At 69.5% G+C, this 23,565-nt stretch carries 18 protein-coding genes; 12 read left to right on the top strand and 6 right to left on the bottom strand.

Annotation, left to right across the window (positions count from 1 at the left end; genetic code table 11):
* The first annotated feature begins 175 nt into the window (after positions 1-175).
* Positions 176-1,900, top strand: coding sequence for a M10 family metallopeptidase (locus ACTIF1_RS00440; protein WP_439594391.1), 1,725 nt, complete (start codon positions 176-178; stop codon positions 1,898-1,900).
* 132 nt (positions 1,901-2,032) lie between these two features.
* Complete coding sequence (locus ACTIF1_RS00435) at positions 2,033-2,350, top strand: hypothetical protein (protein WP_439594390.1); 318 nt, start codon at positions 2,033-2,035, stop codon at positions 2,348-2,350.
* On the opposite strand, the gene ACTIF1_RS00430 is transcribed toward ACTIF1_RS00435, so the two are convergent.
* On the bottom strand, positions 2,347-3,114 hold the full coding sequence (locus ACTIF1_RS00430; protein WP_439594389.1) for a hypothetical protein: 768 nt from the start codon (positions 3,112-3,114) through the stop codon (positions 2,347-2,349). The genes ACTIF1_RS00435 and ACTIF1_RS00430 overlap by 4 nt on opposite strands.
* Positions 3,115-3,120: 6 nt before the next feature.
* Complete coding sequence (locus ACTIF1_RS00425) at positions 3,121-3,885, bottom strand: creatininase family protein (RefSeq protein ID WP_439594388.1); 765 nt, start codon at positions 3,883-3,885, stop codon at positions 3,121-3,123.
* A gap of 69 nt (positions 3,886-3,954) precedes the next feature.
* Between ACTIF1_RS00425 and ACTIF1_RS00420 the strand changes: the two genes are divergently transcribed.
* A complete protein-coding gene (locus ACTIF1_RS00420; protein WP_439594387.1) occupies positions 3,955-5,208 on the top strand; it encodes a hypothetical protein in 1,254 nt (417 codons plus the stop codon).
* Here the strand turns inward: ACTIF1_RS00420 and ACTIF1_RS00415 are convergent, their stop codons facing one another.
* Entirely contained in the window at positions 5,209-5,619 is a 411-nt protein-coding gene (locus tag ACTIF1_RS00415) for a hypothetical protein (protein WP_439594386.1), read from the bottom strand.
* Between the two features lie 111 nt (positions 5,620-5,730).
* Between ACTIF1_RS00415 and ACTIF1_RS00410 the strand changes: the two genes are divergently transcribed.
* Positions 5,731-7,788, top strand: coding sequence for a hydantoinase/oxoprolinase family protein (locus ACTIF1_RS00410; RefSeq protein WP_439594385.1), 2,058 nt, complete (start codon positions 5,731-5,733; stop codon positions 7,786-7,788).
* Here the strand turns inward: ACTIF1_RS00410 and ACTIF1_RS00405 are convergent, their stop codons facing one another.
* From ACTIF1_RS00405 to ACTIF1_RS00395, 3 genes are read right to left on the bottom strand one after another with little or no spacing between them, the layout of a single operon-like run.
* Entirely contained in the window at positions 7,789-9,588 is a 1,800-nt protein-coding gene (locus ACTIF1_RS00405; protein WP_439594384.1) for a hydantoinase B/oxoprolinase family protein, read from the bottom strand.
* Complete coding sequence (locus tag ACTIF1_RS00400; RefSeq protein ID WP_439594383.1) at positions 9,585-10,976, bottom strand: M20 family metallopeptidase; 1,392 nt, start codon at positions 10,974-10,976, stop codon at positions 9,585-9,587. The genes ACTIF1_RS00405 and ACTIF1_RS00400 overlap by 4 nt, the downstream gene beginning before the upstream one ends.
* Positions 10,973-12,712, bottom strand: a complete 1,740-nt coding sequence (locus ACTIF1_RS00395; protein WP_439594382.1) for a M28 family metallopeptidase — start codon at positions 12,710-12,712, stop codon at positions 10,973-10,975. The genes ACTIF1_RS00400 and ACTIF1_RS00395 overlap by 4 nt, the downstream gene beginning before the upstream one ends.
* A gap of 163 nt (positions 12,713-12,875) precedes the next feature.
* Between ACTIF1_RS00395 and ACTIF1_RS00390 the strand changes: the two genes are divergently transcribed.
* From ACTIF1_RS00390 to ACTIF1_RS00355, 8 genes are read left to right on the top strand one after another with little or no spacing between them, the layout of a single operon-like run.
* Positions 12,876-14,570 (top strand): ABC transporter substrate-binding protein, encoded by a 1,695-nt coding sequence (locus ACTIF1_RS00390; RefSeq protein ID WP_439594381.1) that lies wholly within the window; start codon positions 12,876-12,878, stop codon positions 14,568-14,570.
* A 16-nt stretch (positions 14,571-14,586) separates the two neighbouring features.
* Entirely contained in the window at positions 14,587-15,564 is a 978-nt protein-coding gene (locus ACTIF1_RS00385; protein ID WP_439594380.1) for an ABC transporter permease, read from the top strand.
* A 22-nt stretch (positions 15,565-15,586) separates the two neighbouring features.
* Positions 15,587-16,450 carry an ABC transporter permease gene (locus ACTIF1_RS00380; RefSeq protein ID WP_439594379.1) on the top strand — a complete coding sequence of 288 codons (864 nt, stop codon included), beginning with the start codon at positions 15,587-15,589 and terminating at the stop codon, positions 16,448-16,450.
* Positions 16,450-17,454 (top strand): ABC transporter ATP-binding protein, encoded by a 1,005-nt coding sequence (locus ACTIF1_RS00375; RefSeq protein WP_439594378.1) that lies wholly within the window; start codon positions 16,450-16,452, stop codon positions 17,452-17,454. Before ACTIF1_RS00380 ends, ACTIF1_RS00375 begins: the two co-directional genes overlap by 1 nt.
* Complete coding sequence (locus ACTIF1_RS00370; protein ID WP_439594377.1) at positions 17,442-18,416, top strand: ABC transporter ATP-binding protein; 975 nt, start codon at positions 17,442-17,444, stop codon at positions 18,414-18,416. Before ACTIF1_RS00375 ends, ACTIF1_RS00370 begins: the two co-directional genes overlap by 13 nt.
* A gap of 11 nt (positions 18,417-18,427) precedes the next feature.
* Positions 18,428-20,191 (top strand): hydantoinase B/oxoprolinase family protein, encoded by a 1,764-nt coding sequence (locus ACTIF1_RS00365; protein WP_439594376.1) that lies wholly within the window; start codon positions 18,428-18,430, stop codon positions 20,189-20,191.
* Positions 20,178-22,208, top strand: a complete 2,031-nt coding sequence (locus ACTIF1_RS00360; RefSeq protein WP_439594375.1) for a hydantoinase/oxoprolinase family protein — start codon at positions 20,178-20,180, stop codon at positions 22,206-22,208. Before ACTIF1_RS00365 ends, ACTIF1_RS00360 begins: the two co-directional genes overlap by 14 nt.
* Before the next feature lie 16 nt (positions 22,209-22,224).
* The gene (locus ACTIF1_RS00355) at positions 22,225-23,556 is read left to right on the top strand and encodes an LLM class flavin-dependent oxidoreductase (RefSeq protein WP_439594374.1); all 1,332 of its coding nucleotides are present in this window, start codon (positions 22,225-22,227) and stop codon (positions 23,554-23,556) included.
* Positions 23,557-23,565 lie beyond the last annotated feature (9 nt).

Here is a 23,565-nt window from a genome sequence, read left to right as displayed (position 1 = left end):
TCACGCCTGGTTCACCCCGCCGCCCCATGATGTGCCGGCGGGGCCTGCCGGCGCGGGCCTTGCGACTTGGCCCCGCAACATGCGGAGGGCAGGCACCGGGTGACTCCCCGGCCGCAAAAGCGGCCCCGGACGACGCCGCGGGCCGAGGCGCCGGACGATCCGGACTGTTGAAGCCATGTGCTGGCTTTGTGCGCCCCATAACGGGGCCTCCGATGGCGGCGCCGCCGCCAGCGGCACGCTGCGTGCGGATCAGCCGCAGGAAACCGCGCCGCGGTTCCAGTTCACCTCCTCCGGCCATGCCGGGGTGGATGGGCTGCTGAGCGGCTATGCCTGGGACATGGGCGACCCCCTCAGCTTCGCCTTCCCGGACAGTTCCAACGACTACGAGGCCTGGTACGGCACCAGCGAGCCCACCCGCGGCTTCGCCCCCGTCAGCGCCATGATGCGCGACGCGGTGCGCAAGATCCTGGTGGGCGAGGCGAGCGGCGGCCCCGGCAGCCCCGGCGTCTCCGTCACCGGCTTCACCAACCTCGCCATCGTCGAGGCGCGGGAGGACTGGACCGCCGATATCCGCGTCGCCAAATCCTCCGTCCCCTCCACCGCCTGGGCCTATTACCCGAATGGGCGGGAGGGCGGCGATGTCTGGTTCGGCGGCCGCAGCGCCTATGTCACGCCGACGCTGGGCAGCTACGGCTTCCTGGTCGCGGTGCATGAGCTGGGCCACAGCCTCGGCCTGAAGCACCCGCACGAGGCCGCCAACGGCTTCGGCGCCATGCCGCTGGAATGGGACATGATGGAATTCTCCGTCATGTCCTATCGCTCGCATGAGGGGCTGGCGACCACCACCGGCTATACCAACGGCACCTACGACTACGCGCAAAGCTGGATGATGCTGGATATCGCGGCGCTGCAGCACCTCTACGGTGCAGACTATACCGCCCGCGCCGGCCATACCCGCTACAGCTGGAACCCCGCGACCGGGGAGACGCTGATCGACGGCATCGGCCAGGGCGCGCCGGGCGCCAACCGGGTGTTCCTGACCATCTGGGATGGCGGCGGCATCGATACCTACGACCTTTCCGCCTATGCCGGCGGCGTGAAGGTGGACCTGGCGCCGGGCGCCTGGTCCGTCACCTCCTCCGACCAGCTGGCGCGGCTGGACACGCGGGCGGGGCAGGAGGCGATGGCCCGCGGCAATGTCTTCAATGCCCTGCTGTTCCAGGACAATGCGGCCTCACTCGTGGAGAATGCGCTGGGCGGCGCGGGGGCGGATACGCTGTCGGGCAATGACGCAATGAACCAGCTTTCCGGCGGCGCCGGGCGGGACCTGCTGGAGGGTCGCGCCGGGGACGATGTGCTGGATGGCGGGTCCGGCGCCGATACCCTGGCCGGCGGCACCGGCCATGACCGCTACCTGGTGGAGTCCTCCGGCGATGTGGTGCGGGAGGTGGCGGGCCAGGGCACGGATACCGTGGTCGGCGCGGCCTCCAGCGTCACCCTGCCCGACCAAGTGGAGGCGCTGGTGCTCCGCGCCGGGGCCGTCACCGGCATCGGCAATGCGCTGGGCAATCTGATGACCGGCAATGCGCTGGCGAACCGGCTGGAGGGGCGCGAGGGCGCCGATCTGCTGGAAGGCCGCGGCGGCAATGACACGCTGCTGGGCGGCGCCGGGGCGGACCTCTTCGTGCTGCGCCACGGCGACGATTTCGACCGCATCGAGGATTTCGTCAGCGGCACGGACCTGCTGGCGCTCACCGGCTTCGGCCGCAGCGCCAGCGCGATCCTGGCGCTGGCGGTGCAGGTGACCGACGGGCTGCGCATCGACCTCGGCGATGGTGACGGCGTGCTGCTGGCGGGGCTGACCCGGGGGCAGCTGACGGCGGCGGATATCGTGGCCTAGCGTCCTGTCCTCTCCGATCCGCTGGCTACGGAGGCGGAGGTGCCAGATGGCGGCGAGGATGTCGTTTGCGGACCTGGTTCAGCGGAAGGGCCTGAGGGATGGCACGTGCGAAGGAGGTGATGCGCCAACGTAATGCAGTGGCGGATCCGTGCCGCGGCTGCCATGGTGACGACGTCAACGAAAGAACCGCCCGTGCAAATCGCGCGCATTGCCTCCTTCGCCGCCGGGTTCCTTGCAGGCGGCATCGTTCTGGGCGGCTACATGGCCCACGCCCGCATGACCTCGGTCAATGCCGCTATCGGCGGGGTGCTGCCGAATAGCGAGGCGGGCCTGCTCTGCGTCACCTCTGCGAATGCGGTGCGACCTGGCATCCGTGGGACTTGGCGCGAGAGTACCGTCGGTGTGCCGGGCGGCTCCGCCACCGGCATCTGGATGCGCTGCCCAGCCTAGGGCTGCCGGACTTCCCAACTCTGCAGCAGCACGATCGCCTGCCGGACGATGTCGAAGATGTCCTCGATGCGGCGATCGGGGATCGTCATGAGAAAGGTCAGGCCCAATTCCTCATCAATGACGTCGCCGCGGCAAATTTTGAGGTTCGGCGCGCCGGCGTGATCAAGCGTGCAGCTCATCAGAAATGTCGGTACTGATGCCAATTCCGGGTAGTAACGCGAGCCGTAGTAGAGGACGCCCAGAGGCCTGAGACCGGGTGGGGGGCGTATCTCGATCATTCCCGCGCGCGTGCCGTACTCATACTGACTCGTATCGAGCAGTCTGTTCCGAAGCCGCCGCTCTGGGGTCGTGATACGCCATTCGGCGGGCATGCCCTCGCGCCACTCCTGCACGCGCAAAACGGGCGAGATGAGGACGGCGTAGCCCTCCGGCTCGCCGGGCCGCATCTCCTCCGGCCGCAGATAAAGCCGTCCCGTGGTGGCGATGGGCGCGCTCAGCGGCTGGCCGCCGGGCATCTGGAAGGCGAAGCCGAAGCTGTTCCAGCGATTCACCTGCTGCCGTCGCATCCGCTCCAGCGCCTCCGCCGGTGGGCGCGCCGGGAGGTAGGCGAGCGGCAGGCGGAAGGTGCGGCCCGCGACCTCGACCGTGATGACCTCGGGCGCCTCGCGCGCCTCCTGCGCCACGTGAGCGCGCGGCGCGAGCAACGCCGCCAGCAGGAGGAAGCCCGGCAAAAGCGGCCGGCGACGCGGGCGAGGAAACATCATCACCTCCTAGGCCCAAAGCTCCGGCCGCGAAAATTCCTCCGCCAGGCGCTTCGCCGCCGCCTCCAGCAGGCGCTCGCCCTTCTCGGCACTCGCGGTCCGCGGGTCGCCGATCACGCCGGTATCGGTCATCTCGGCAAAGGGACGGCTGCGCTTGAAGCCGGGCGGGGCGGGCGGGGCAAACCGCTTGGGCACGGCGGCCTGGATGCGGTCCACCCGCACGCAATCCGGGGCGAGTGCCATCATCATCGAGGTCTCGGCCTCGCAGGCATGCATGACATTGGGCTGGCTTTCCAGGATCGGCCCGAAAGTGTCGGCATTGGCGAGCCAATAGGTCAGCCCCACCACCGGCACGCCGAGGCTGCGCGTCAGCTCGATGGCGGCGCTGGCCACCGCCTCGGTATTGCCGCCATGGCCATTGACCAGGGCGATGCGCCGAAACCCGTGCCGCGCCACGCTGCGGGCGATGCCGCCCACCAGGGCGGAGAAGGTGGCCAGGTCCAGCGTCATGGTGCCGCCGAAGGCCATGTGGTGCTCGGCCAGGCCGGACCAGATGGTGGGGGTGACCAGCGCCGGGGTGCCGCCCGCCAGCAGCCGCCGCGCCGTGCGTTCCGCCACCGCCGTGGCCAGCACCGTATCCACGCCCACCGCCAGGTGCGGGCCGTGCTGCTCGATCGAGGCGACTGGGATCAGCACCACCGTGTCCGGCGTCGCCCGCGCCTGGATCTCCGCGGCGGTCAGCCGCGCCCAGAACACCTCTGCCTCGATCGTCATGCCCGCACATTCCCGTCTGGTTGCGCGAAGAGGCTAGACCAGCGGCGCGGAGGCGCCATCCTGTGATGCATGCGGATCCTGTCCCTTCTCCTCGCCTTGCTGCTGCCCCTGCCGCTTGCGGCGCAGGAGGCCGTGCATGGCGGCCCGGTGCGGGCCCTGGCGGTGGCGGAGGATGGCGGCCTGGCCTCGGCCGGCTTCGACCAGGCCATCATCCTCTGGGCGCCGGATGGGCTGCGGGCGCAGGCGGTGCTGCGCTGGCACCAGGGCGCGGTGAACGCCCTGGCGGCGCTGCCCGGCGGGGGATTGGCCAGCAGCGGGGAGGATGGGCTGGTGGCGCTCTGGCCGCCCCGGCCGGGGCCGGAGCCCGCGCGCGTTCTCACGGGACATGACGGGCCGGTGGCGGGACTGGCCGCGAACGGCGGGCGCCTGGCCTCGGCCTCCTGGGACGGCACGGCGCGGATCTGGGATCTTTTGGGAAGCGCCGCGCGGGTCCTGCTGGGGCATCAGGGCCAGGTGAATGCGGTGGCCTTCCGCAGCGACGGGATGGTGGCCACCGCCGGCTTCGACGGCACCTTGCGCCTTTGGCCGGAGGGGGAGGCGCCACGCACCCTGGCCGAATTCGGCCTGCCGCTGAACGCGCTGGCGGCGCTGCCGCACGGCCTGCTGGCGGTGGGCGGGGCGGAGGGCGCGCTGCGCCTGGTCGCGCCCGATGGCGCGGTGCGAGAGGTGCAGGCCGGCGCGCGTCCGATCGTGGCGCTCGCCGCCTCGCCGGACGGCACGCAGCTGGCCGCCGCCGGCCTCGGCGGCAGCGTCACGGTCTGGGAGGTGGCGAGGCTGCGGCTGCGCCATACGCTGGAAGGGCCGGGCCTGCCGGTCTGGTCCGTGGCCTGGGCGCCGGATGGGAACAGCCTGTTCACGGGCGGGACGGATCGGCGCGTGCGCCGCTGGAATGCGGCGACCGGCCGCCCGATGGGTCCGGTGGAAGGCCCTGCCGCGGAGGCGGTGCCGGCCGGCCTGCACCCGCAGGGCGCCCGCGCCTTCCGCGCCTGCGCCGCCTGCCACGCGCTGACGGCCGATGCGCCGCCCATGGCCGGCCCGCATCTGCACGGGATCTTCGGCCGCCGCATGGGGTCCCTGCCGGGCTATGCCTATTCCGAACGCCTGTCGCGCGGCGACATCGTCTGGACGCGGGAGACGGTGGCGGATCTCTTTACCCGCGGACCCGATGAGGTGACACCGGGCACGCGCATGCCGATCCAGACCGTGGGCAATGCGGAGGAGCTTTCGGCGCTGCTCGATTTCCTCGAAGCCGCGACGCGGTAGCTACTTCTGGATGCGGCCGGTGCTGCGGCCCTGGCTGTCGTAGAAGCGGGTGGTGTCGCCGCGGGTCTCGGCGCGGCCCTGGCTGCGGCCACTCGCGTCATAGTCCCGCCGCGTGCTGTCCCGGAATTCACTGCGGCCGGTCGAGCGGCCCTGGGCATCGTAGTGCCGCTGCGTAGTCCCGCGATCCTCGCTGCGGCCGGTGCTGCGGCCTTGCGCATCGTAGTGGCGCGTGACGCCGCTGCGCGTTTCGCTGCGCCCGGTGGCGCGGCCCTGGCTGTCATAGAAGCGCGTTGTATCGCCCCGCATCTCCGCCCGGCCGGTGGCGCGGCCCTGGCTGTCGTAGAAACGCTGCGTCTGCGCCGCGGCGGGCGGCGAGAGCAGGAGGGCCAGAAGCAGAAGGGCGATGCGCATGCCGCGAGGATGCCAGGCAATGTTGACAGAACGATGCCAAATTCGGCCGCGCCTGATTTCCCCCCGTCGCGGAGTATCCTAGCATCCCGGCTGCACAGGACGGCGGTGGGCATGACGGACGATCGCGACCCAGACTCCCTTTCCATCGCCGTCGATGCCGGCGGCACCTTCACCGACATCGTGCTGGTGGACCGCGACAGCGGCCAGCGTTGGCAGGCCAAGGTGCCTTCCACCCCCGCCGACAGATCGCAGGCTTTCGCGGATGGCATCGCACGGATCCTGGCGCAGGCCGGGCGCGCCGCGGCGCAGGTGACGCATGTGCTGCACGGCACCACGGTGGCGACCAATGCGATTCTGGAACACAAGGGCACGCAGGCCGGGCTGCTGACCACGCAGGGTCTGCGCCATGTGCTGGAGATCGGCCGGCACGACATTCCGCGGCACGAGAACCTCTATGCCTGGGTGAAGCCGCGCCGCCCGATTCCGCCGGAACACGTGTTGGAAGCGCGGGAGCGCCTGGCCGCCGATGGCAGCGTGGTGACGCCGCTGGACGAGGACGATGTGCGCGCCGCCGCCGCCGAGTTCCGCCGCCTCGGCGTGCAGGCGGTGGCCGTCTGCTTCCTGCATGCCTATGCCGATCCGCGCCACGAACAGCGCGCCGGCGCCATCCTGGCGGAGGAACTGCCGGGCATTCCCGTCACGCTGTCGACCGAAGTGCTGCCTGTGTTCCGCGAATACGAACGCAGCATGGCCACCGCGCTGAACGCCTATGTCATGCCCGCCGTCGCCACCTATGTCCGCCGTGTCGAGGACCGTTTGCTGGCAGGCGGCATCAGCGCGCCGCTGCTGCTGATGAAATCGAGCGGCGGCGTCATCCGTGGCGAGGGCGCGGCGAAGCAGCCGGTGCAGACGGCGCTCTCCGGCCCCGCCGCCGGCGTGGTGGGCGCGCGCGCGGTGGGGCTGCGCGCTGGCCATCCGCGGCTGATCACACTCGATGTCGGCGGCACCTCCGCCGATATCAGCCTGATCGACGGCGAGCCGCGGCTGACCAGCGAGGGCCGCGTCGGCGACTGGCCGCTGACGCTGCCGCTGATCGATATCCACACCATCGGCGCCGGCGGCGGCTCCATCGCGCGCGTCTCGCCGGAAGGCGCGCTGCTGGTGGGCCCGGAAAGCGCGGGCGCCGATCCCGGCCCCGTCGCCTATGGCCGGGGTGGGGAGGCGCCGACGCTGACCGACGCGAACCTGGTGCTCGGCCGCCTGCCGCCCTCGCTGCTGGATGGCAGCATCCGCCTGGATCTGGATGCCGCCGCACGCGCCATCGAGACGCGCATCGCGAAGCCGCTCGGCCTAAGCCTGCAGGATGCGGCGCGCGGCATCGTGGCGGTGGCGGACAATGCCATGGCGGGCGCGATCCGCGTCGTCTCCGTCCAGCGCGGCCACGACCCGCAGGATTTTGCGCTGTTTCCCTTCGGTGGCGCGGGGCCGTTGCAGGCGGGCGCGATCGCGCGGCTGCTGGGCATGACGCGCATCCTGGTGCCGGCGCGGCCGGGCGTGCTCTCGGCCGAGGGGCTTTTGGCCGCGCCCCTGCGCAACGAGTTTGCGCGGACGGTGATGCTGCGCGCGCCAGTGACCGATGTGGCGCCGCTGACCAGCGCCTTCGGTGCGCTGGATGCGGAAGCCGCCGCCTGGTTGGTGGCGGAATCGGTGCCGGAAGCCGCGCGGGAGATCCGCTGGCGCGTCGGCATGCGCTACCAGCACCAGGGCTTTGAGCTTTATGTCGACTGGCCCGGCCGCGTCGCGGATGCGGCCGCATTGGCCGCGGCGGTGGAGCGGTTCCACGCACATCACGAGCAGCTCTACACTTTTGCCCAACGCGACACGCCGGTGGAGATCGTGACGCTGGAAGTCACCGCGCTCGGCACGCTGCCCGGCCCGGCGGCGGAGGCCGCGCCGCCCGCGGGCGAGATCGGCCCGGCCGCGACGGCGCTGGTGCATCTGGAATCCGGCCCGGCGCAGGTACCGGTCTGGCGCCGCGACTCGCTCGGCGTCGGCGCGGTGCTGCGCGGACCGGGCATCGTCGTGCAGATGGATGCGACGACCTGGCTGCATGAAGGCGACGTCGCGACGCTCGACGCCTTTGGGAATCTGGTGGTGGAGGTGGGGTAGCTACCCCGCCATCGCCTCCCACCACGCATCCGCATCGCGATGCACGCCGTGGCGGTGGAACATCGCCGTGTTGTCGCTGCGCTGGGCGCGCAGCTTGGCCGTCGCTTCCTCATCCACCTCGCGATCCGGCCCGGCGCGAAACACCACGCCGTAATCCGCGCGCGCGCCATCTTCCGTGATGAAGCCGCCCCGCAAGTCCTGGCGCACGCGCCAGGGTTCGCGCTCGAAGGGATGGCCCCAGCCGCCACCGCCAGTCGATTCCATGCGCACCACATCGCCGCGCTGCATCGGAATGCCTTGCGCGAGCCGCGGCAATTCGCGCTCGCCCGGCGTGCCAGGATTCAGCACGAAGCGCCCGGGCCGCCCGCTCTCGCCACCCTTCACACCCCAGGGCGGGTTGTCCACATTGTCCATGCGCGTGTTCAGCGTGGCGCCGTCGACCAGCACCTCCATCTCTCTGATCATGCCGCAGCCGCCGCGCCAGCGCCCGGGGCCACCCGAATCCGCACGGATCGCATAGGTGCGGATGCGCACCGGCATGTCGGTCTCCAAAAACTCGATCGGATAGTTCTGCTGCGCGACGTAGTAGATGACGTCGAGTCCATCGGCGAAAGGGCGCGCACCCTGGCCGGTGCCATGGCCGCCGGATTTGTAGAAGAGCGATCCGTCCGAGGGCTGCCGACCCGTCAGCGTGTAGATGGTGTAGATGGAGCTCGCCGCGGGACTCTCACCCTCCGTCGCCTGCGCGATCAGGCCGAGGCAGCTGGAGATCACGCGCGCCAGCGTATTGGACCGCTGGCCGAGCGGCGCGGGGAAGGCGGGCTGGATGATGGTGCCGTCCTTGGTCCGCACATCGGCGATGGCGCGCAGCAGGCCTTCGTTCATCATCAGCCCCGGCTCGTCCCGCAGCAGGTACAGGCCGAAAACCGTATTGGGCACGGTGGGATTCATCAGGAAGTTGATCGGGCCCTTCGCCTGCGCGTCAGACTCCGTCGTGTCCAGCGTGAACCCGTCCTCGCGGGATTCCAGTGTGAAGCGCACCGTAAAGGGCCCGCCGCCCTTGCCGTCGCCATCGACGCGGTCGGCGAAACGCCAGCTCCCGCCGGGCGGAAACAGTTCTGTCAGCCGCCGACGGAAAACGCGCGAGGACTGGTCGATCATCGTCTCGACCGCACCCAGCAGCACATCGGTGCCAAATCGGGCAAAAAGCTCGGCAAGCCGCTTCTCGCCCAGCCGCACCGCGGCCGTCAGCGCCCGCGTGTCGCCACGCGCATGCTGCGGGAAGCGGGAATTGCGCACGAAGGTCTCGAAGAGGTCGGTGTTCAGCACGCCTTCGCGATAGAGCCGCACGGGCGGCACGATGATGCCTTCCTGGAAGATGCTCTCCGTCCCTGGCGTATTGGAACCGGGCCAGGCGCCGCCGATATCCCGAAAATGCGCCCAGCTCTGCGCGAAGGCGACCAGCTGGCCCTCGACGAACACCGGCGTGGCAAAGACCTGGTCCGAGGTGTGCGAGACGCCGCCGCGGGAGGCGTAGCAGTCATTGTACCAGAAGATATCGCCCGGCCGGATCTCCTCCGCCGGGAAGCGGTCGAGGATCGGCCGCAGCACATCGCCGAACAGTGGCAGTTTCGTGCCGGTCACCAGCCTGCCATCGGCGCCATAGAAGCCGATGAAATAGTCCTGCTTCTCCCGGATCACCGGCGACATCGCCGTGCGTTCCAGGAGCGCCTCGCATTCCGCCTGGGCCGAGCGCAGAGCGCCCTTGATGATCTCGACGGTGACGGCGCTGACGGTCATTTCGGCCATTCCTGCTCGCCGAGGTCCCAGAAGACGCCGGCCGCGATCTGCAGCCCCTCGCGCATCAGCGGTAGCAGCGCGTGCTCGTTCGGCGCGTGCTGCGAACAGCCGCTGTAGGAATGCGGGATATAGAGCGTGGGCAGCCCGAGCGTGACGGCGAAGGTGTCGTTGGGCAAGGACCCACCGGCATTCGGCACGATCATCGGCGCCTTGCCGGTGCTGCGCTGGATGGAGTTGGCCACGAAGCGCGGCCAGGGCCCATCGGGGTCCATCCGCGTTGCCGCCCATTCCGCGCCGGATTTCACGGGCTCCACCGTCACATCATCGAAGCCCGCCTCCGCCAGATGTTTGCGGATGGCAGGAATGAAGGTCGCGGGCGGCCGGTCCACCGTGTAGCGGATCTGGCAGCGCGCAAAAGCCTCGGGCGGCACGGCGTTCACCGGCGCTTCCGGATGGCCGCATTTGAAGGCCAGGACCTCGAAGGTGTTCCAGCCGAAGACCTTCTCGGCGGCGGTCAGGTCGCGCTCGCCCCACCAGTGGTTGATCTCGGGCCCGTCCTCGCCGCCATCCACCGCGCAATGCGCCAGGGCCGCGCGCACGCTGTTGGGGATGCGCTCCGGCAGGATATCGCGCACCAGCACATGGCCGTCGCGGTCGATGATGCTGGCGATGGCATGCGCCAGCCGCACGCCGGGATTGGCCAGCAGCCCGCCCCAATTGCCCGAATGGTGACCACCCTCGCGATACTTCACGCGCAGATCCATGCTGAGCGCGCCGCGCGTGCCGAGCACCAGCGCTGGCACATCCGGCACAAGCCGCGGCCCGTCCGAGGCGATCAGCACATCGGCCTTCAATTCGTCCCGATGCGCGCGGCAGAATTCGTCGATGCCCGGGGAGCCGACTTCCTCGCTGGTCTCCAGCAGAATGATGACGTTGAAGCCGAGTTTTCCGCGTATCTTCAGCACCGCTTCGAGCGCGGCCAGGTTGCAGCAATGCTGCCCCTTGTTGTCGACGATGCCGCGGCCGTAGAGGCGTTCGCCGCGCTGCGTCAGCACATAGGGCGAGAGCCCTTCATGCCATTCGGCGTCGAGGCCGCGTACCGTATCGCCATGCCCATAGGTCAGCAGCGTCGGCAGGCTTTCGTCCTCGATGCGGCGCCCTATGAGGAAGGGGCCGCCCTTACCGGTGGGATTCTCGAATATGCTGCAGTCGAAGCCGATGCGCCGCAAATCCGGCGCCATCTCCTGCTCCAGGTAGCGCCAAAGGCCCGGGCCGCTATCGGGGTCCTGGCTCGGCGTCGGGCAGGCGACGCGGCGCGCCAGCAAAGCGAGCAGGCTGCCATCATCCAGCAGCCCGCTGGCGGCGGCGATCGCGGCTTCGCGCGTCATGCCGCGCTGGCCTGCTGCACCCGGCGCGTCGCGGCGCGCAGTGCGGCGACGAAGCGGTTCTGGCCACGCATCAGCTCCACCTGCGCCGGTTTCTGGAGCGCGGCCTCAAGCTGCGGCAGCTCCGCTGCCACGGCGAGGCCGGGCAGCGGCGGCACGGTATAGGCCGGGTCGTGTGCGAAGCGTGCCTCCCGCGTGTAGTTGATCGGCACGAGAATGCGCGACAACTCGTGCACCGCCGCATTGCGCGCCGCGATCGGCGCTGCGCTCAGCGTGCCGAGGGCTTCCCGCAGCCCCGCCACCGCCGCCTTCGCCGCAGAAAGATCCGCCGCACCGGCGGAGGCCTTCTCATAGCCCGCAATGGTCGCATCGAACTCGTCGCAGGTGGCCGACCAATCGAAGGGCAACGCCTCCGCATTCACGATGCGCAGGATGGACAGAAGATAGATCTTCATGTCGGTCATCAAAACGGACTGGTCGGCGATCTCCAGCGTGTCGTTCTCCGTATGCCAGGCGATATTCGCGCCGCAGCCGGAGACGTCGTAATAGCCCTTCTCCTTGCGCAGCGCCTCCGGCATGGTGCTGGACAGCATGAAGAAGCTGGGCAGGCCGATATTGTTGAAGGAATAGTCGCCGGCCTGTGGCGGCCGCATGGTCTTGATATCCGCCTCCGGCACCACGTCGCGGATCGCGCCGGAGGCCAGCGCGGCGCTTTCCGTGAAGGCGCGGGTCTGGTGGTAGCTGGTGGCCCAGCGGCAGCCGGGGCTGTCGCAATTCACCTGGGCGAGGCAGTTCTCATCGAGGTCCAGCGCGAAGGCATCGGTGAACCAGGTGGAGCCGGCATAGCGGCCGGTGGAATGCCCCGGCCACCAGGCGATCTTCACGCCGCGCTTCAGCTCGCCGCGCTTCGTCCAGAGAACACGCGCGAGCTCCAGCATCGTCGCATCGCCCGTCGCATTGTCGCCGACGCCGACTTCCCAGCTGTCGTAGTGTCCGTGCAGCAGCACGAATTTTTGCGCATCCTCCGTGCCGGGGATGGTGACCACCGGGATCTTCTGCGGGAACCAGCCTTCCTGCATGTCGGTCATGATGGTGGCCTCGCCACCGGCTTCCGCCAGCGCCATCAGCGTCTGGCCATCCGGATTGTTCACGGCGACCACGGGAATCTTCGGCTTGCGCGGCAGGTCGTGCAGGTCCGGGCTGCCCCAGATGGTGGTGCAGGTGCCCCAATGGATGTCGATGCCGGGGTTCACCGCGATGAGGCCCACGCCGCCCCATTCCTCGATCAGGCTGGTCAGTGCCGGATTGCCGAAACCCTGCATGATGACGATCTTGCCGCCGACCTTCTGCTTCACCTCCTCCACCGAGGAAATCGAGCCGCCGAACAACGTCGCGATATCACGGGAATAGGAACGCAGCGCCTTGGGATTCGCATTCAGCTTCACCAGCGGCGCCGTGTGCCCGCCCGGCACCGGAAGCGCGGAGGAGGGCGGCTTGGCGCGGTAGGTGACGCCACCGGCGGTGACGGAGGCATCGAGCGGCACCGAAAGGCAGATCTCGGGTTCATGCACCTCCACCGGAATGCCGTGGCGCTGCAGCTTCGCCACGATCACATCGGCCGCCTTGTTCACATCCTCCGGCCGCCAGCGATGCATGCCCGCGAAGGTGGTCACCAGGTCCCAGGGCGCGTCCAGGCTGATGGCATCCAGGAAGCGCTGTTCTTCGGCGGTGATCGGCATCGGCAGGTCCCTCTCGCGGCGCGGCGGGAGATGGCAGCACCAGCGGCCGCGCCGCGCAAGCCACCCGCGCCGATGCCGTTTCGCGATCGCGGATTTCGCATAAATCTATGGTGCAGCTGGCACAGATTGTGCTGACATCCGGCTGCCATCCGGGGACGTCGCCATGAATCGTCGCACCATGCTGCTCGCCGCTTCCGCTCTCGCCGGTCTGCCGCGGAATCCCTTCGGTGCTGGTTCGGCGCAGGCGCAGGCGGCGCAGGGCGACCCCATTCGCCCGCTGGTGCTGCTGACGCGCCCCCAGGCCGCGGCGCCGGCGGCCTATCAGGCGGCGGAGCTGATTGCACAGGAATGGCGCAAGCTCGGCCTGCAAATCGAGCTTCGCCCGCTGCCCAACCAGCAGATGAGCCAGGTGGTCTGGTACGAGCGGCAGCGCTGGGACGCGACCATGTGGCAGATGGTGGGCCGTCCGGAACGCGGCGACCCGGATGAGATGGTCTATAACCTGCTGCACTCCGCGAACATCGCCACCGGCTACAATTTCGTCGGCTACAACAACCCCGCCTATGACCGCCTGGCCGAGGCGCAGCGCAGCGAGATGGACCAGGCGCGCCGCCAGGCCTTGGTGCGGGAGGTGCAGGAGGTGGTGAACCAGGACCAGCCCTATGCCTTCCTGGTGCATCCGGTGAATCTGCAGGCCTTCAACAAGCAGGTCTTCGTCGAATCCAGCGCGGTGAACCAGGCGGGCCTCGGTATCCGCAACTTCTGGAACTGGATCAGCCTGCAGCCCGCCGGTGCGCAGCGTGACATCATCGTCAACAGCACGGAGCCTGTGAAGGCGACGAATCCCTTCTATGTCAGCGGTGCACCGGATAGCTGGGTGACGGATCTGGTCTGGGATCGCCTGATGCGCGTGGGGCCCGACGGCCTGCCGCAGCCCTGGGCCGCCGAGAAGGTCGATCAGCCGGACCCGCTGACCATCATCTGCACGCTGCGCGACGGCATGGCCTTCCACAACGGCGATCCGGTGACGGCAGAGGATGTCGTCTTCTCCTTCGAGGCGCCCGGCGTCGGCAACGAATCGCCGATGTACCGCCCCTTCGTGCAGAATATCGCCAGCGTGGTCGCCACCGATGCGAAGACCGTGCGCTTCACGCTGAAGCGCCCCGACGCCGCCTTCCGCATCGCCGTGCTCGCCAAGCTGAACATCGTGCAGAAGAAGACCTGGGCGCCGGTGCTGGCGGACTATCAGAACCGCCCCGAGAATCTGGAGTCCTATGTCGAGGAGCGCCCGATCGGCTCCGGTCCCTACCGCTTCGTCCGCTCTCGCGTGAATGAGGAAGTGGTGCTGGAGGCGAACCCGAACCACTGGGCGAAGCCGAAGGCCGATCGCTGGATCATGCGCATCATCACCAATACGGAAGCCACGCTCGGCGCCTTCCGTCGTGGCGAGATCAACGTGCTGGCCGATTATTTCGGCGACCCGGACCTGGTGAAGGACATGGCCCGCCAATTGCCGCGCATGATCGCGGTGCGCGAGGAAGTGGATATCGGCTTCCAGTTCGTCGGCATGAACCTGCGCCGCCCGCCTTTCTCGGACGCCGCCTTCCGCCGCGCGCTCTCCGCCGCCGTGAACCGGGAGATGATGGCGGGCGCCGCCTGGAACGGGCAGGCCGTGCCGTCCAATTCCATGGTCTCCCCGGCGCTGGCCGCCTGGCATGACGAGGGCATTGCGGGACGCGTGCCGGGCGGCAATCTCGCCGGTGCGCAGCGGTTGTTGCGGGAGGCCGGCTACCGCGTGGTGAATGGTCGCCTGCACTACCCCGCCGGGGTGCGCGAGACCACGACGCCGTACCAGTGAAAGGCACACGCCTCTCGTGAAGCGATTTGGCGCGCGCGTCGCGCATGCCGCCTTTGTGCTCTGGGCGGTCGCGACGCTGACCTTCCTGCTGTTCCGGTTGATGCCGGGTGATCCCACGCTGAACTTCCTCTCGGATTCCTTCAGCGAGGAGATGCGGGCGGACCTGCTGCAATCCTTCGGCCTCGACAAGCCGCTGCCGGAGCAATACCTGATCTATCTCGGCAGCCTGCTGCGCGGGGATCTGGGCGTCTCCTTCCTGCAGAAGCGGCCGGTGCTGGACATCCTGCTGGCGGCCTTGCCGAATACGGCGGCGCTGACCGTCACGGCGCTGGTCATCGCCTATGCCTTCGGCATCGTCGCCGGCGCCTTCCTCGCCTTCGCGCGCGGCACCGTCACCGAGGGCATCGCGATTCCCGCGGCGCTGATCACGCGCGCGGCGCCGGAGTTCTGGCTGGGCATGCTGCTGCTCTCCTGGCTGTCCTTCGCCTGGGGCATCTTTCCCTCCGGCGGGGCGAATGTGGCGGGATCGGAATTCGCCTCCGAATGGGCGCGGATGACCTCGGCCGATTTCCTCTGGCACCTGATCCTGCCGGCGCTGACGCTGGCGCTGTACTTGCAGGGCCTGCCGCTGCTGCTGATGCGTGCCACCATGCTGGAGGTGCTGAACGACGAGTTCATCGTCATGGCGCGGATGAAGGGGCTTTCGCGCTGGGCGATCGTGATGCGGCATGCGGCGCGCAATGCGCTGCTGCCGGTGGCCACCGCCTTCGCGCTCGGCCTCGGCAGTTCCTTCGGCGGAAATGTGGTGATCGAGACGGTCTTCTCCTGGCCCGGCCTCGGCCGGGTGCTGGTCTCCGCCGTGCAGGGCGCCGACTATCCGCTGGCGCAGGGCGCCTTCATCATGATCTCGGCCGTGCTGGTGCTGATGAACATGGTGGCGGACCTGCTCTACGCCTGGCTCGATCCGAGGGTCTCGGTCGGTGCCCGGCGCTAGCGCGGTGGCCCGGAGTCCGGCCTTGCCCCGCTTCGTGCGGGCCACGCTGGGATTCCTGCGCAGCCAGCCCTTCGCCATCGCGGGCCTGGCCATCTATCTGCTGTTCATCGTCATGGCGATCTTCGCGGACCAGATCGCGACGCATGACCCGCGCGAAATCCTGTTCCGCGGCGCCTATCGCGTGGCCCGCTACCTGCCGCCTTCCGCCACGCACTACCTGGGCACCACGGCGGGCGGCCGCGATGTCTTCTCGCAGCTCGTGCATGGCTCGCGCTCCGCTTTGCAGGTCGGCGTCACGGCGGCCTTCTTCGTCGTCGTGATCGGCACGCTGCTCGGGCTGCTCTCGGGCTATCTCGGCGGCTGGGTTGACAAGGTGATCATGCGGATCTCCGACATCATCCTGGGCCTGCCCTTCCTGCCCTTCGTGCTGGTGATCTCGGCGCTGACGCGGCCGGGCACCACCACCCTCGTCGCCTCCGTCGCGCTGATGCTGTGGCCTAACACGGCGCGCGTCATCCGGTCCCAGGTTCTGTCGCTGCGAGAGCGCGGCTGGGTGGAGGCGGCGCGCGTCACCGGCTGCTCCACGCCGCGCATCATCTTCGTGCATATCGCGCCGCAGGTGGCACCACTCGCCGCGCTCTACGGCTCCATCGCCGTGGGCTGGGCGATCCTGACCGAGGCTTCCGCCTCCTTCCTCGGCTTCGGCGATCCCAATGCCATCTCCTGGGGGCTGATGCTGCAGGACGCCTTTGCGAACCAGGCCCTTTCGCGGGGCGTGTGGAGCTGGTTCGTGCCGCCGGGCCTCTGCATCGTGCTGCTGGTGCTGGCCGGCTTCCTCGTCTCGCGCGGGTCCGAGAAACTGCTGTTTCCGAAGCTGGGGGATTGATGGACGTGCTGCTGTCCGTGCGGGATCTCGCCGTGCACTACCGCACCGCCGCCGGGCCGGTGCGTGCGGTGGATGGGGCGAGCTTCGATGTGCCGGCGCGTTCCATCGTCGGCCTTGTGGGCGAGAGCGGTTGCGGCAAGTCCACGCTCGGCCGCGCGCTGATGGGCGTGATGCCGCGCAGTGCCAGCATCGCCGCGGGCAGCGCGGTGTTCGAGGGCCGGGACCTCGTGACGCTGAGCGCGGCGGAACGGCGCAAGCTGCTCTGGCGGCGCATGGCCTTCGTGCCGCAGACGGCGATGAATGCGCTCGACCCGGTGCAGCGGCTGGGCGCGCAGATGATGGAAGTGCTGGTGGAGCGCGGCGGCCTAGCCCGCGCCGAGGCCGGCACCCGGGCGGCGGAGCTCTTCGCCCTCGTCGGCCTGGATGCCGGGCGGCTGCGGGACTGGCCGCACCAGTTCTCCGGCGGCATGCGCCAGCGCGCCTCCATCGCCCTGGCCCTCGCGCTGAATCCGGCGCTGCTGATCGCCGACGAGCCCGTGACGGCGCTGGACGTCATCGTGCAGCGCCAGATCCTGGACGTGATGCGCGAATTGCAGGCGCGACTCGGCCTCGCGATGATCCTTGTGACGCATGATGTCGCCGTCGTCGCCTATGCCTGCGACCGCGTGGTGGTGATGTATGCCGGGCGCGTGGTGGAGAGCGGCCCGGTGCGCGCGGTGCTGGAGGCACCGCTTCACCCCTATACCATGGGGCTGATGAACGCCTTCCCCGACCTTGAACGCGCAGGTGGCGAGTTGGTGCCGATCGAGGGCGCGCCGCCCTCGCTGCTGAACCCCCCGAGCGGCTGCCGCTTTGCCGCGCGCTGCCCTTTCGCCGTGCCGCGCTGTGCCGAGGATCCGGCGCTGGTCGAGCAGGCGCCGGACCACCACGTCGCCTGTTGGCGCGCGGCGGAAGCGCCGGCGCTGCGTCCCCTGGCCTCGGAGGCGGCGACATGGGCCAGCTGATCGCGGCCAATGACCTGGTGAAGGCCTTCCCCGCCTCCCGCCGCATGGCCGATGTGCTGCGCGGCCATCGCCCGGTGCTGCGCGCGGTGAATGGCGTCTCGCTTGCCGTCGGCGCCGGTCAGGCGCTGGGCATCGTCGGCGAAAGCGGTTGCGGCAAGACCACCACGGCGCGCCTGCTGCTGCGGCTGGAGGAGCCGACCTCTGGAAGCGTGGTCTTCGAGGGGCAGGATGTCACGGCGCTGCGCGGCGCCGCCCTGCTGCCCTTCCGATCCCGCGTGCAGCTGGTGTTCCAGAATCCCTTTGATGCGCTGAACCCGCGCTTCACCATCCGCCGCTCACTGACGGAACCGCTGCGCAACTTCGGCCTGCCGGCGGAGGCGCGCCATGCGCGCATCCTGGAAGCCATGGCGCGTGTGCGGCTGGATCCGCCCGAGGCCTATCTCGACCGACACCCGCATGAACTGTCGGGCGGGCAGTTGCAGCGCGTGGTGCTGGCGCGCGCGCTGGTGACGCATCCGCGCGTCATCATTGCGGATGAGCCGGTCTCCATGCTCGACGTTTCGGTGCGCGCCGGCGTGCTGAACGTGCTGCGGCGCGCGCGGGACGAGCTGCAGCTGGCGGCCATCTACATCAGCCACGACCTGGCGCTGATCCGCTATGTCTGTGAGGAAGTGGCCGTGATGTATCTCGGCCGCATCGTGGAAAGCGGGCCGACGGCGGAGGTGATTGCGGGCGCCGCGCATCCCTATACGCGCGCGCTGGTCGCCGCCGTGCCGGTGCCGCGCGTCGACCAGGATCGCGGCGACCTGCCGATCCGCGGCGGCCTGCCGGACCAGTTGAACCAGCCCAGCGGCTGCGCCTTCCGCGACCGCTGCCCGCTGGCCTTCGCCCGCTGCGCGGAGGAAGCGCCGCCGCTGCGCGCCATCGCCCCCGGCCGGCACGCCGCCTGCCACCTGGCCTGAGGATTCCGAGATTGGCCCCACCCCTCTGCAATGCCGTGACACTCGAAATCGTGCGCGGCGCGATCCGCGCGGCGCAGGGGGAGATGGAGGCGCTGATCGAGCGCACCGCCATGTCCGCCTTCATCCGTGAGAAGAAGGATTTTTACACGGCCCTCTTTGACGCCGATGGCGTCATGGCCGTGGGCTCCAATGTCCCGGTCTTCGGCGATATCTGCGGGCCGGTGTTCCGCGACTTCCCCGTAGAGACGATCCGAGAGGGCGACCTCTACTGGTACAACGACTGCTACGGATCGCGCGGCGCGGTCAGCCATTCGAACGACCAGGTCTTCCTCGCGCCCGTCTTCCTCGATGGCGTGCGCGTCGCCTTCGTCATGGGCTGGGCGCATTTTGCCGATATCGGCGGGCTGCGGCCCGGCTCCATCAGCCCCGACGCCACGGAGATCTTTCATGAGGGCGTCATCATCCCGCCGACGCGGCTGATCCGCGATGGCGAGATCAACCAGGCGGCGCTGGCCATCTTCTATCGCAACTCCCGCTACCCGGAGCAGGCGCAGGGCGACACGCGCGCCCTGATGGCGAGCGTGGAACTTGGCGTGGCGCGGATGCGCGAAGTGGCGGCGCGCTTCGGCCCGCCGGTTCTGGCGGATGCGCTGCGGCAATTGCTGGACCGCACGCGCGGCACGGTGCGGGACAGGCTTCGCGGCACCTTTCCCGTGGGCACGCATCGCTTCACCGACCGCATCGATGGCGACGGCCATGGCAGCGGCACCTTGCGGCTGCGCCTTGCATTGACGCGGACGGCGGAGGACCGCTTCATCCTCGATGCCACCGAGACCGATGACCAGTCGCCCGGCCCGGTGAATTTCCTGATGAACCCGGATGTGCCCGGCATGGCGCTGGGCCTCTATTTCCTTGGCGGCGATGCGACGCAGGTGGTGAATGCCGGCGGGCCGCAGTCGCTCGATGAAGTTCGACTACGCGAGGGGTCGCTGCTGCAGCCGCGCTTCCCCGCGGCGCTCGGCATGCGCGGCCTGACCATGATGCGCATGCTGGCCGCGCTGAACGGCCTGGTTTCCGTCGCCGGCGGCGAAGCCCCGGCGGCGCATGCGGCCTATGTCATCATGCTCCTCCGCGGGACAATCGGCGGCAGATCCTTCCTGATGAGCGATGGCCTGGGCGTCGGCTATGGTGCCCGCAGCTTCGCCGATGGAATCGACGGCGTCTATTTCGTGGCGCAGGAGAACTATCCGGTCGAGTTTCTCGAGCTGGAGTATCCCGTGCGGCTGCTCGAATACGGGCTGCACCGCGACAGTGGCGGGCCTGGCCGCTGGCGTGGTGGCTGCGGGATCGTGCGCGAATATGAGGTGATGGCCGAGGAATCGGTGCTCGCCATCCGGATCGACGGGGTGGAGAATCCACCCTGGGGTGCGGCGGGGGGCCAATCCGGTCGCCCGGGTCGCGTGGTGCTGAACCCCGGCACGCCGCGGGAACGCACCTTGCGTCCGCTGTCCGACGGCAATCGCGTGGTGCGCGGCGACATCTTGCGGATCGAGACCGGCGGCGGCGGTGGGCGGGGCCACCCCTATGATCGTCCGGCGGAGGCGGTGCTGGAGGATGTGCTGGGCGGGCTGGTCAGCGCGGCGGCGGCACGGCGCGACTATGGCGTGGTGATTGACGGCCGCCACATCGACGCCGTCGCCACCGCAAGGCAGCGTGCGGCGCGCCCGGTGGCAAAAGCTTTTCATCGCGGGAGCTATGCCGATGTCCTCGACTGAGCCGCGGCCGCTGTCCGTCGCGGTGGATATCGGTGGCACCTTCACCGATATCACGCTGCAGGATTCGGCGACGGGCCGCGCCTGGACGGCCAAGACGCCCTCCACCCCGCATGATCCCTCCGAGGCCTTTCTCACCGGCGTGCGCCTGGTGCTGGAGAAGGCGGGGGAGCAGGCGGCGCGCATCGGCCGCGTGCTGCACGGCACCACCATCGCCACCAACCTGATCCTGGAGAACAAGGGCGCCGTCACCGCCCTCGTCACCACCGCCGGTTTTCGGCACGTGCTGGAGATCGGGCGGCAGGATATTCCGCGCCGCGCGAACCTGCATGCCTGGGTGAAGCCGAAGCGCCCCGTGCCGCCGTCGCGCGTCTTCGAGGTGACGGAGCGTATCGCGGCGGATGGCGCGGTGCTGACGCCTTTGGACGAGGACAGCGTGCAGCGCGCCGCGGAAGCCTGCAGGGAGGCGGGCGCCGCGGCGGTCGCCGTCTGCCTGCTGCACGCCTTCACCGCGCCGGCGCATGAACGCCGCGTGGCGGAGTTGTTGCGGGCAGCGCTGCCAGGTGTGGCCGTCACTGCCTCGGTCGATGTGCTGCCGGTGGTGCGCGAGTACGAGCGCTCCCTGGCCGCGATCCTGAATGCGCAGGTCATGCCCGCCGTCTCCACCTATGTGCGGCGGCTGGAGGAGCGGCTCGCCGAGGATTCCATCGACGCGCCGCTGCTGCTGATGAAATCGAATGGTGGCGTCGCCGGCGCGGCCTCGATCCGTCGCGCACCCGCCGTCACTGCACTTTCCGGCCCGGCCGCCGGCGTGGTGGGCGCGCGCGCCATGGCGGCGGCGGCGGGCGTGCCCAAGATTCTCACGGTGGATATCGGCGGGACCAGCGCGGATATCTGCCTGATGCAGGGCGGCGCCATCAACCTGACTCAGCGCGGGTCGGTCGGCGATTGGCCGCTGCCGCTGCCGATGCTGGACATGGTGACGATTGGCGCCGGCGGCGGCTCCATCGCGCGCGTCACCGCGGAAGGCGCGCTGGCAGTAGGGCCGGAAAGCGCCGGCGCCAATCCCGGGCCTGCCTGCTACGGCCGCGGCGGGCAGCGCGCGACGGTGACGGATGCGCATGTCGTGCTCGGCCATCTGCCCACCGCGCTGCTCGGCGGCCGCATGCAGCTGGATATGGCGGCCTCCGAGGCGGTGGTGATGCGGGAGGTCGCGGCACCGTTGAACCTCTCGCTGCATGAGGCGGCGCGCGGCATTCTGGCCGTCGTCGATTCCAACATGGTCGGCGCGCTGCGCGTGGTCTCCGTGGAGCGGGGACACGATCCGCGCGACTTTGCCCTGGTGCCCTTCGGCGGCGCGGGCCCGCTGCATGGCTGCGCGCTGGCCACGATGCTCGGCATCGGCCAGGTGCTGGTGCCACCCTCGCCCGGCGTGCTCTGCGCGCAGGGCCTGCTCTCGGCCGATCTGCGCGCGGAGTTCAGCCGTTCCGTGCTGCCCGGTCAGGCGGATCTCGCCACCATCGAGGCTGGCTTTGCCGAGCTCGAGGCGGAGGCGGCGGCCTGGTTCGCGGAGGAGGGCGTGGCGCCGCAAGCGCGCAGCACGGAGCGGATCGTTCTGATGCGCTATGCGGGGCAGGGTGGTGAATTGCCGGTGCCCTGGCGCGGCGCCAGCGCGGCGGCGGATTTCGCGGCGGCGCATCGCGCGCTCTATGGTTTCGACCTGCCGCAGGGCCGCGCGGAGATCGTCACGCTGCGGCTGGAGGCGGTGGGCGCGCTGCCCGCACCGGTGACGAAGGCCTTGGCCCAGGGTGCGGGCGCGCAGCCCTATGCGACGCAGGCGGTGCATTTCGAATCCGGCAGCGTGCAGGCCGGCATCTTCGATCGCGCCAGCCTGGGGCAGGGGGATCGGCTGCAGGGCCCCGCCATCATCACCCAGCTCGATGCCACCACGCTGCTGCCGCCCGGCTGGACGGCGGAGGTGCTGGAATTCGGCGCCATCCTTCTGCGCCGCCTGTCCTGAAGCCGAGGCCCCGCCGATGATGCATCTCGCCGCCTTCCTCTTCACGCCCGGCAGCCATTCGGCCGGCTGGCGCCATCCCGATGCCGTCACCGAATGCGACATGGAGTTTTCGGAATACGTGCGCATCGCGCAGATCGCCGAACGCGGGAAATTCGATACCATCTTCTTCCAGGACACGGTCGCGGTGAATGGCAGCGGCGCGCTGGATGGCGTCAGCCGCTACCGGCCGGGCCAGGGCCGCACCGCCTATCTGGAACCCACCACGCTGCTGGCGGCGCTGGCCGTGGTGACGCAGCGCATCGGCCTGGTGGCGACGGCGACCACGACCTACAACGAGCCTTACAACATCGCCCGCCGCTTCGCCTCCATCGACCATATCAGCAAGGGCCGCGCGGGCTGGAACCTGGTGACCTCGCAGATCGAGGACGAGGCCGGCAATTTTGGCGCCGACCACCACATGCTGCATGCCGAGCGCTACGAACGCGCCGAGGAATTCTTCGATGTTGTCGCCGCCCTCTGGGACAGTTTCGGCGAGGGCGCGCTGATCCGGGACAAGGCCAGCGGCATCTACATCGACCCGTCGAAAATCCACTTCCAGGATCATGTCGGCAAGCATTTTCGGGTGCGCGGCCCGCTGAACGTGGCGCGCTGCCCGCAGGGGCGGCCGGTGGTGACACAGGCCGGCTCCTCCGGCCCCGGCATGGAACTCGCGGCGCGCACGGCGGATCTCGTCTTCACGGCGCAGAGCGACCTGGCGGAGGCGCAGGCCTTCTACAAGGACCTGAAGGCGCGTGCCCGCAAGCACGGCCGCGAGCCGGATCATGTGAAGATCATGCCCGGGCTGATGACCATCATAGGCAGGACGGAGGAGGAGGCGGAGGCAAGATATCGCGACCTGCAGGGGCTGCTCTCGGATGAGAATTCGATGCGGCTGCTGGCGCGGCTCTGCGGCGATCTCGATATCTTTGCCCTGCCGCCGGATTCACCCCTGCCGCCGCTGCCGCTCTCCAACGCCGCCCAGGCGCGGCAGCGGCACCTGATGGACAAGGCGGCGCGGGAGAATCTGTCGATCATCCAGACGGCCCGCTACCTGGGCACCTCGCTCGGCCACCATCTGCTGGTCGGCACGCCCGCGCGCATCGTGGACACGATGCAGCAATGGATGGAATCCGGCGCCTGCGACGGCTTCACCCTGCTCTCGCCGCACTATCCGCGGCCGCTGGAGGATTTTGTCGAGCTGGTGGTGCCGGAGCTGCAGCGGCGTGGATTGTTCCGCACCGAGTATGCCGGCACCACGCTGCGCGAGCATCTGGGCGTCCCGGTGCCGCCCAACCGCTACGAAGTCTAGCGGCGGACT

The sequence above is a fragment of the Falsiroseomonas sp. genome (assembly GCF_051860665.1).
Classification (GTDB): domain Bacteria; phylum Pseudomonadota; class Alphaproteobacteria; order Acetobacterales; family Acetobacteraceae; genus Falsiroseomonas.
This window is presented reverse-complemented; position numbering and strand designations above follow the sequence as displayed.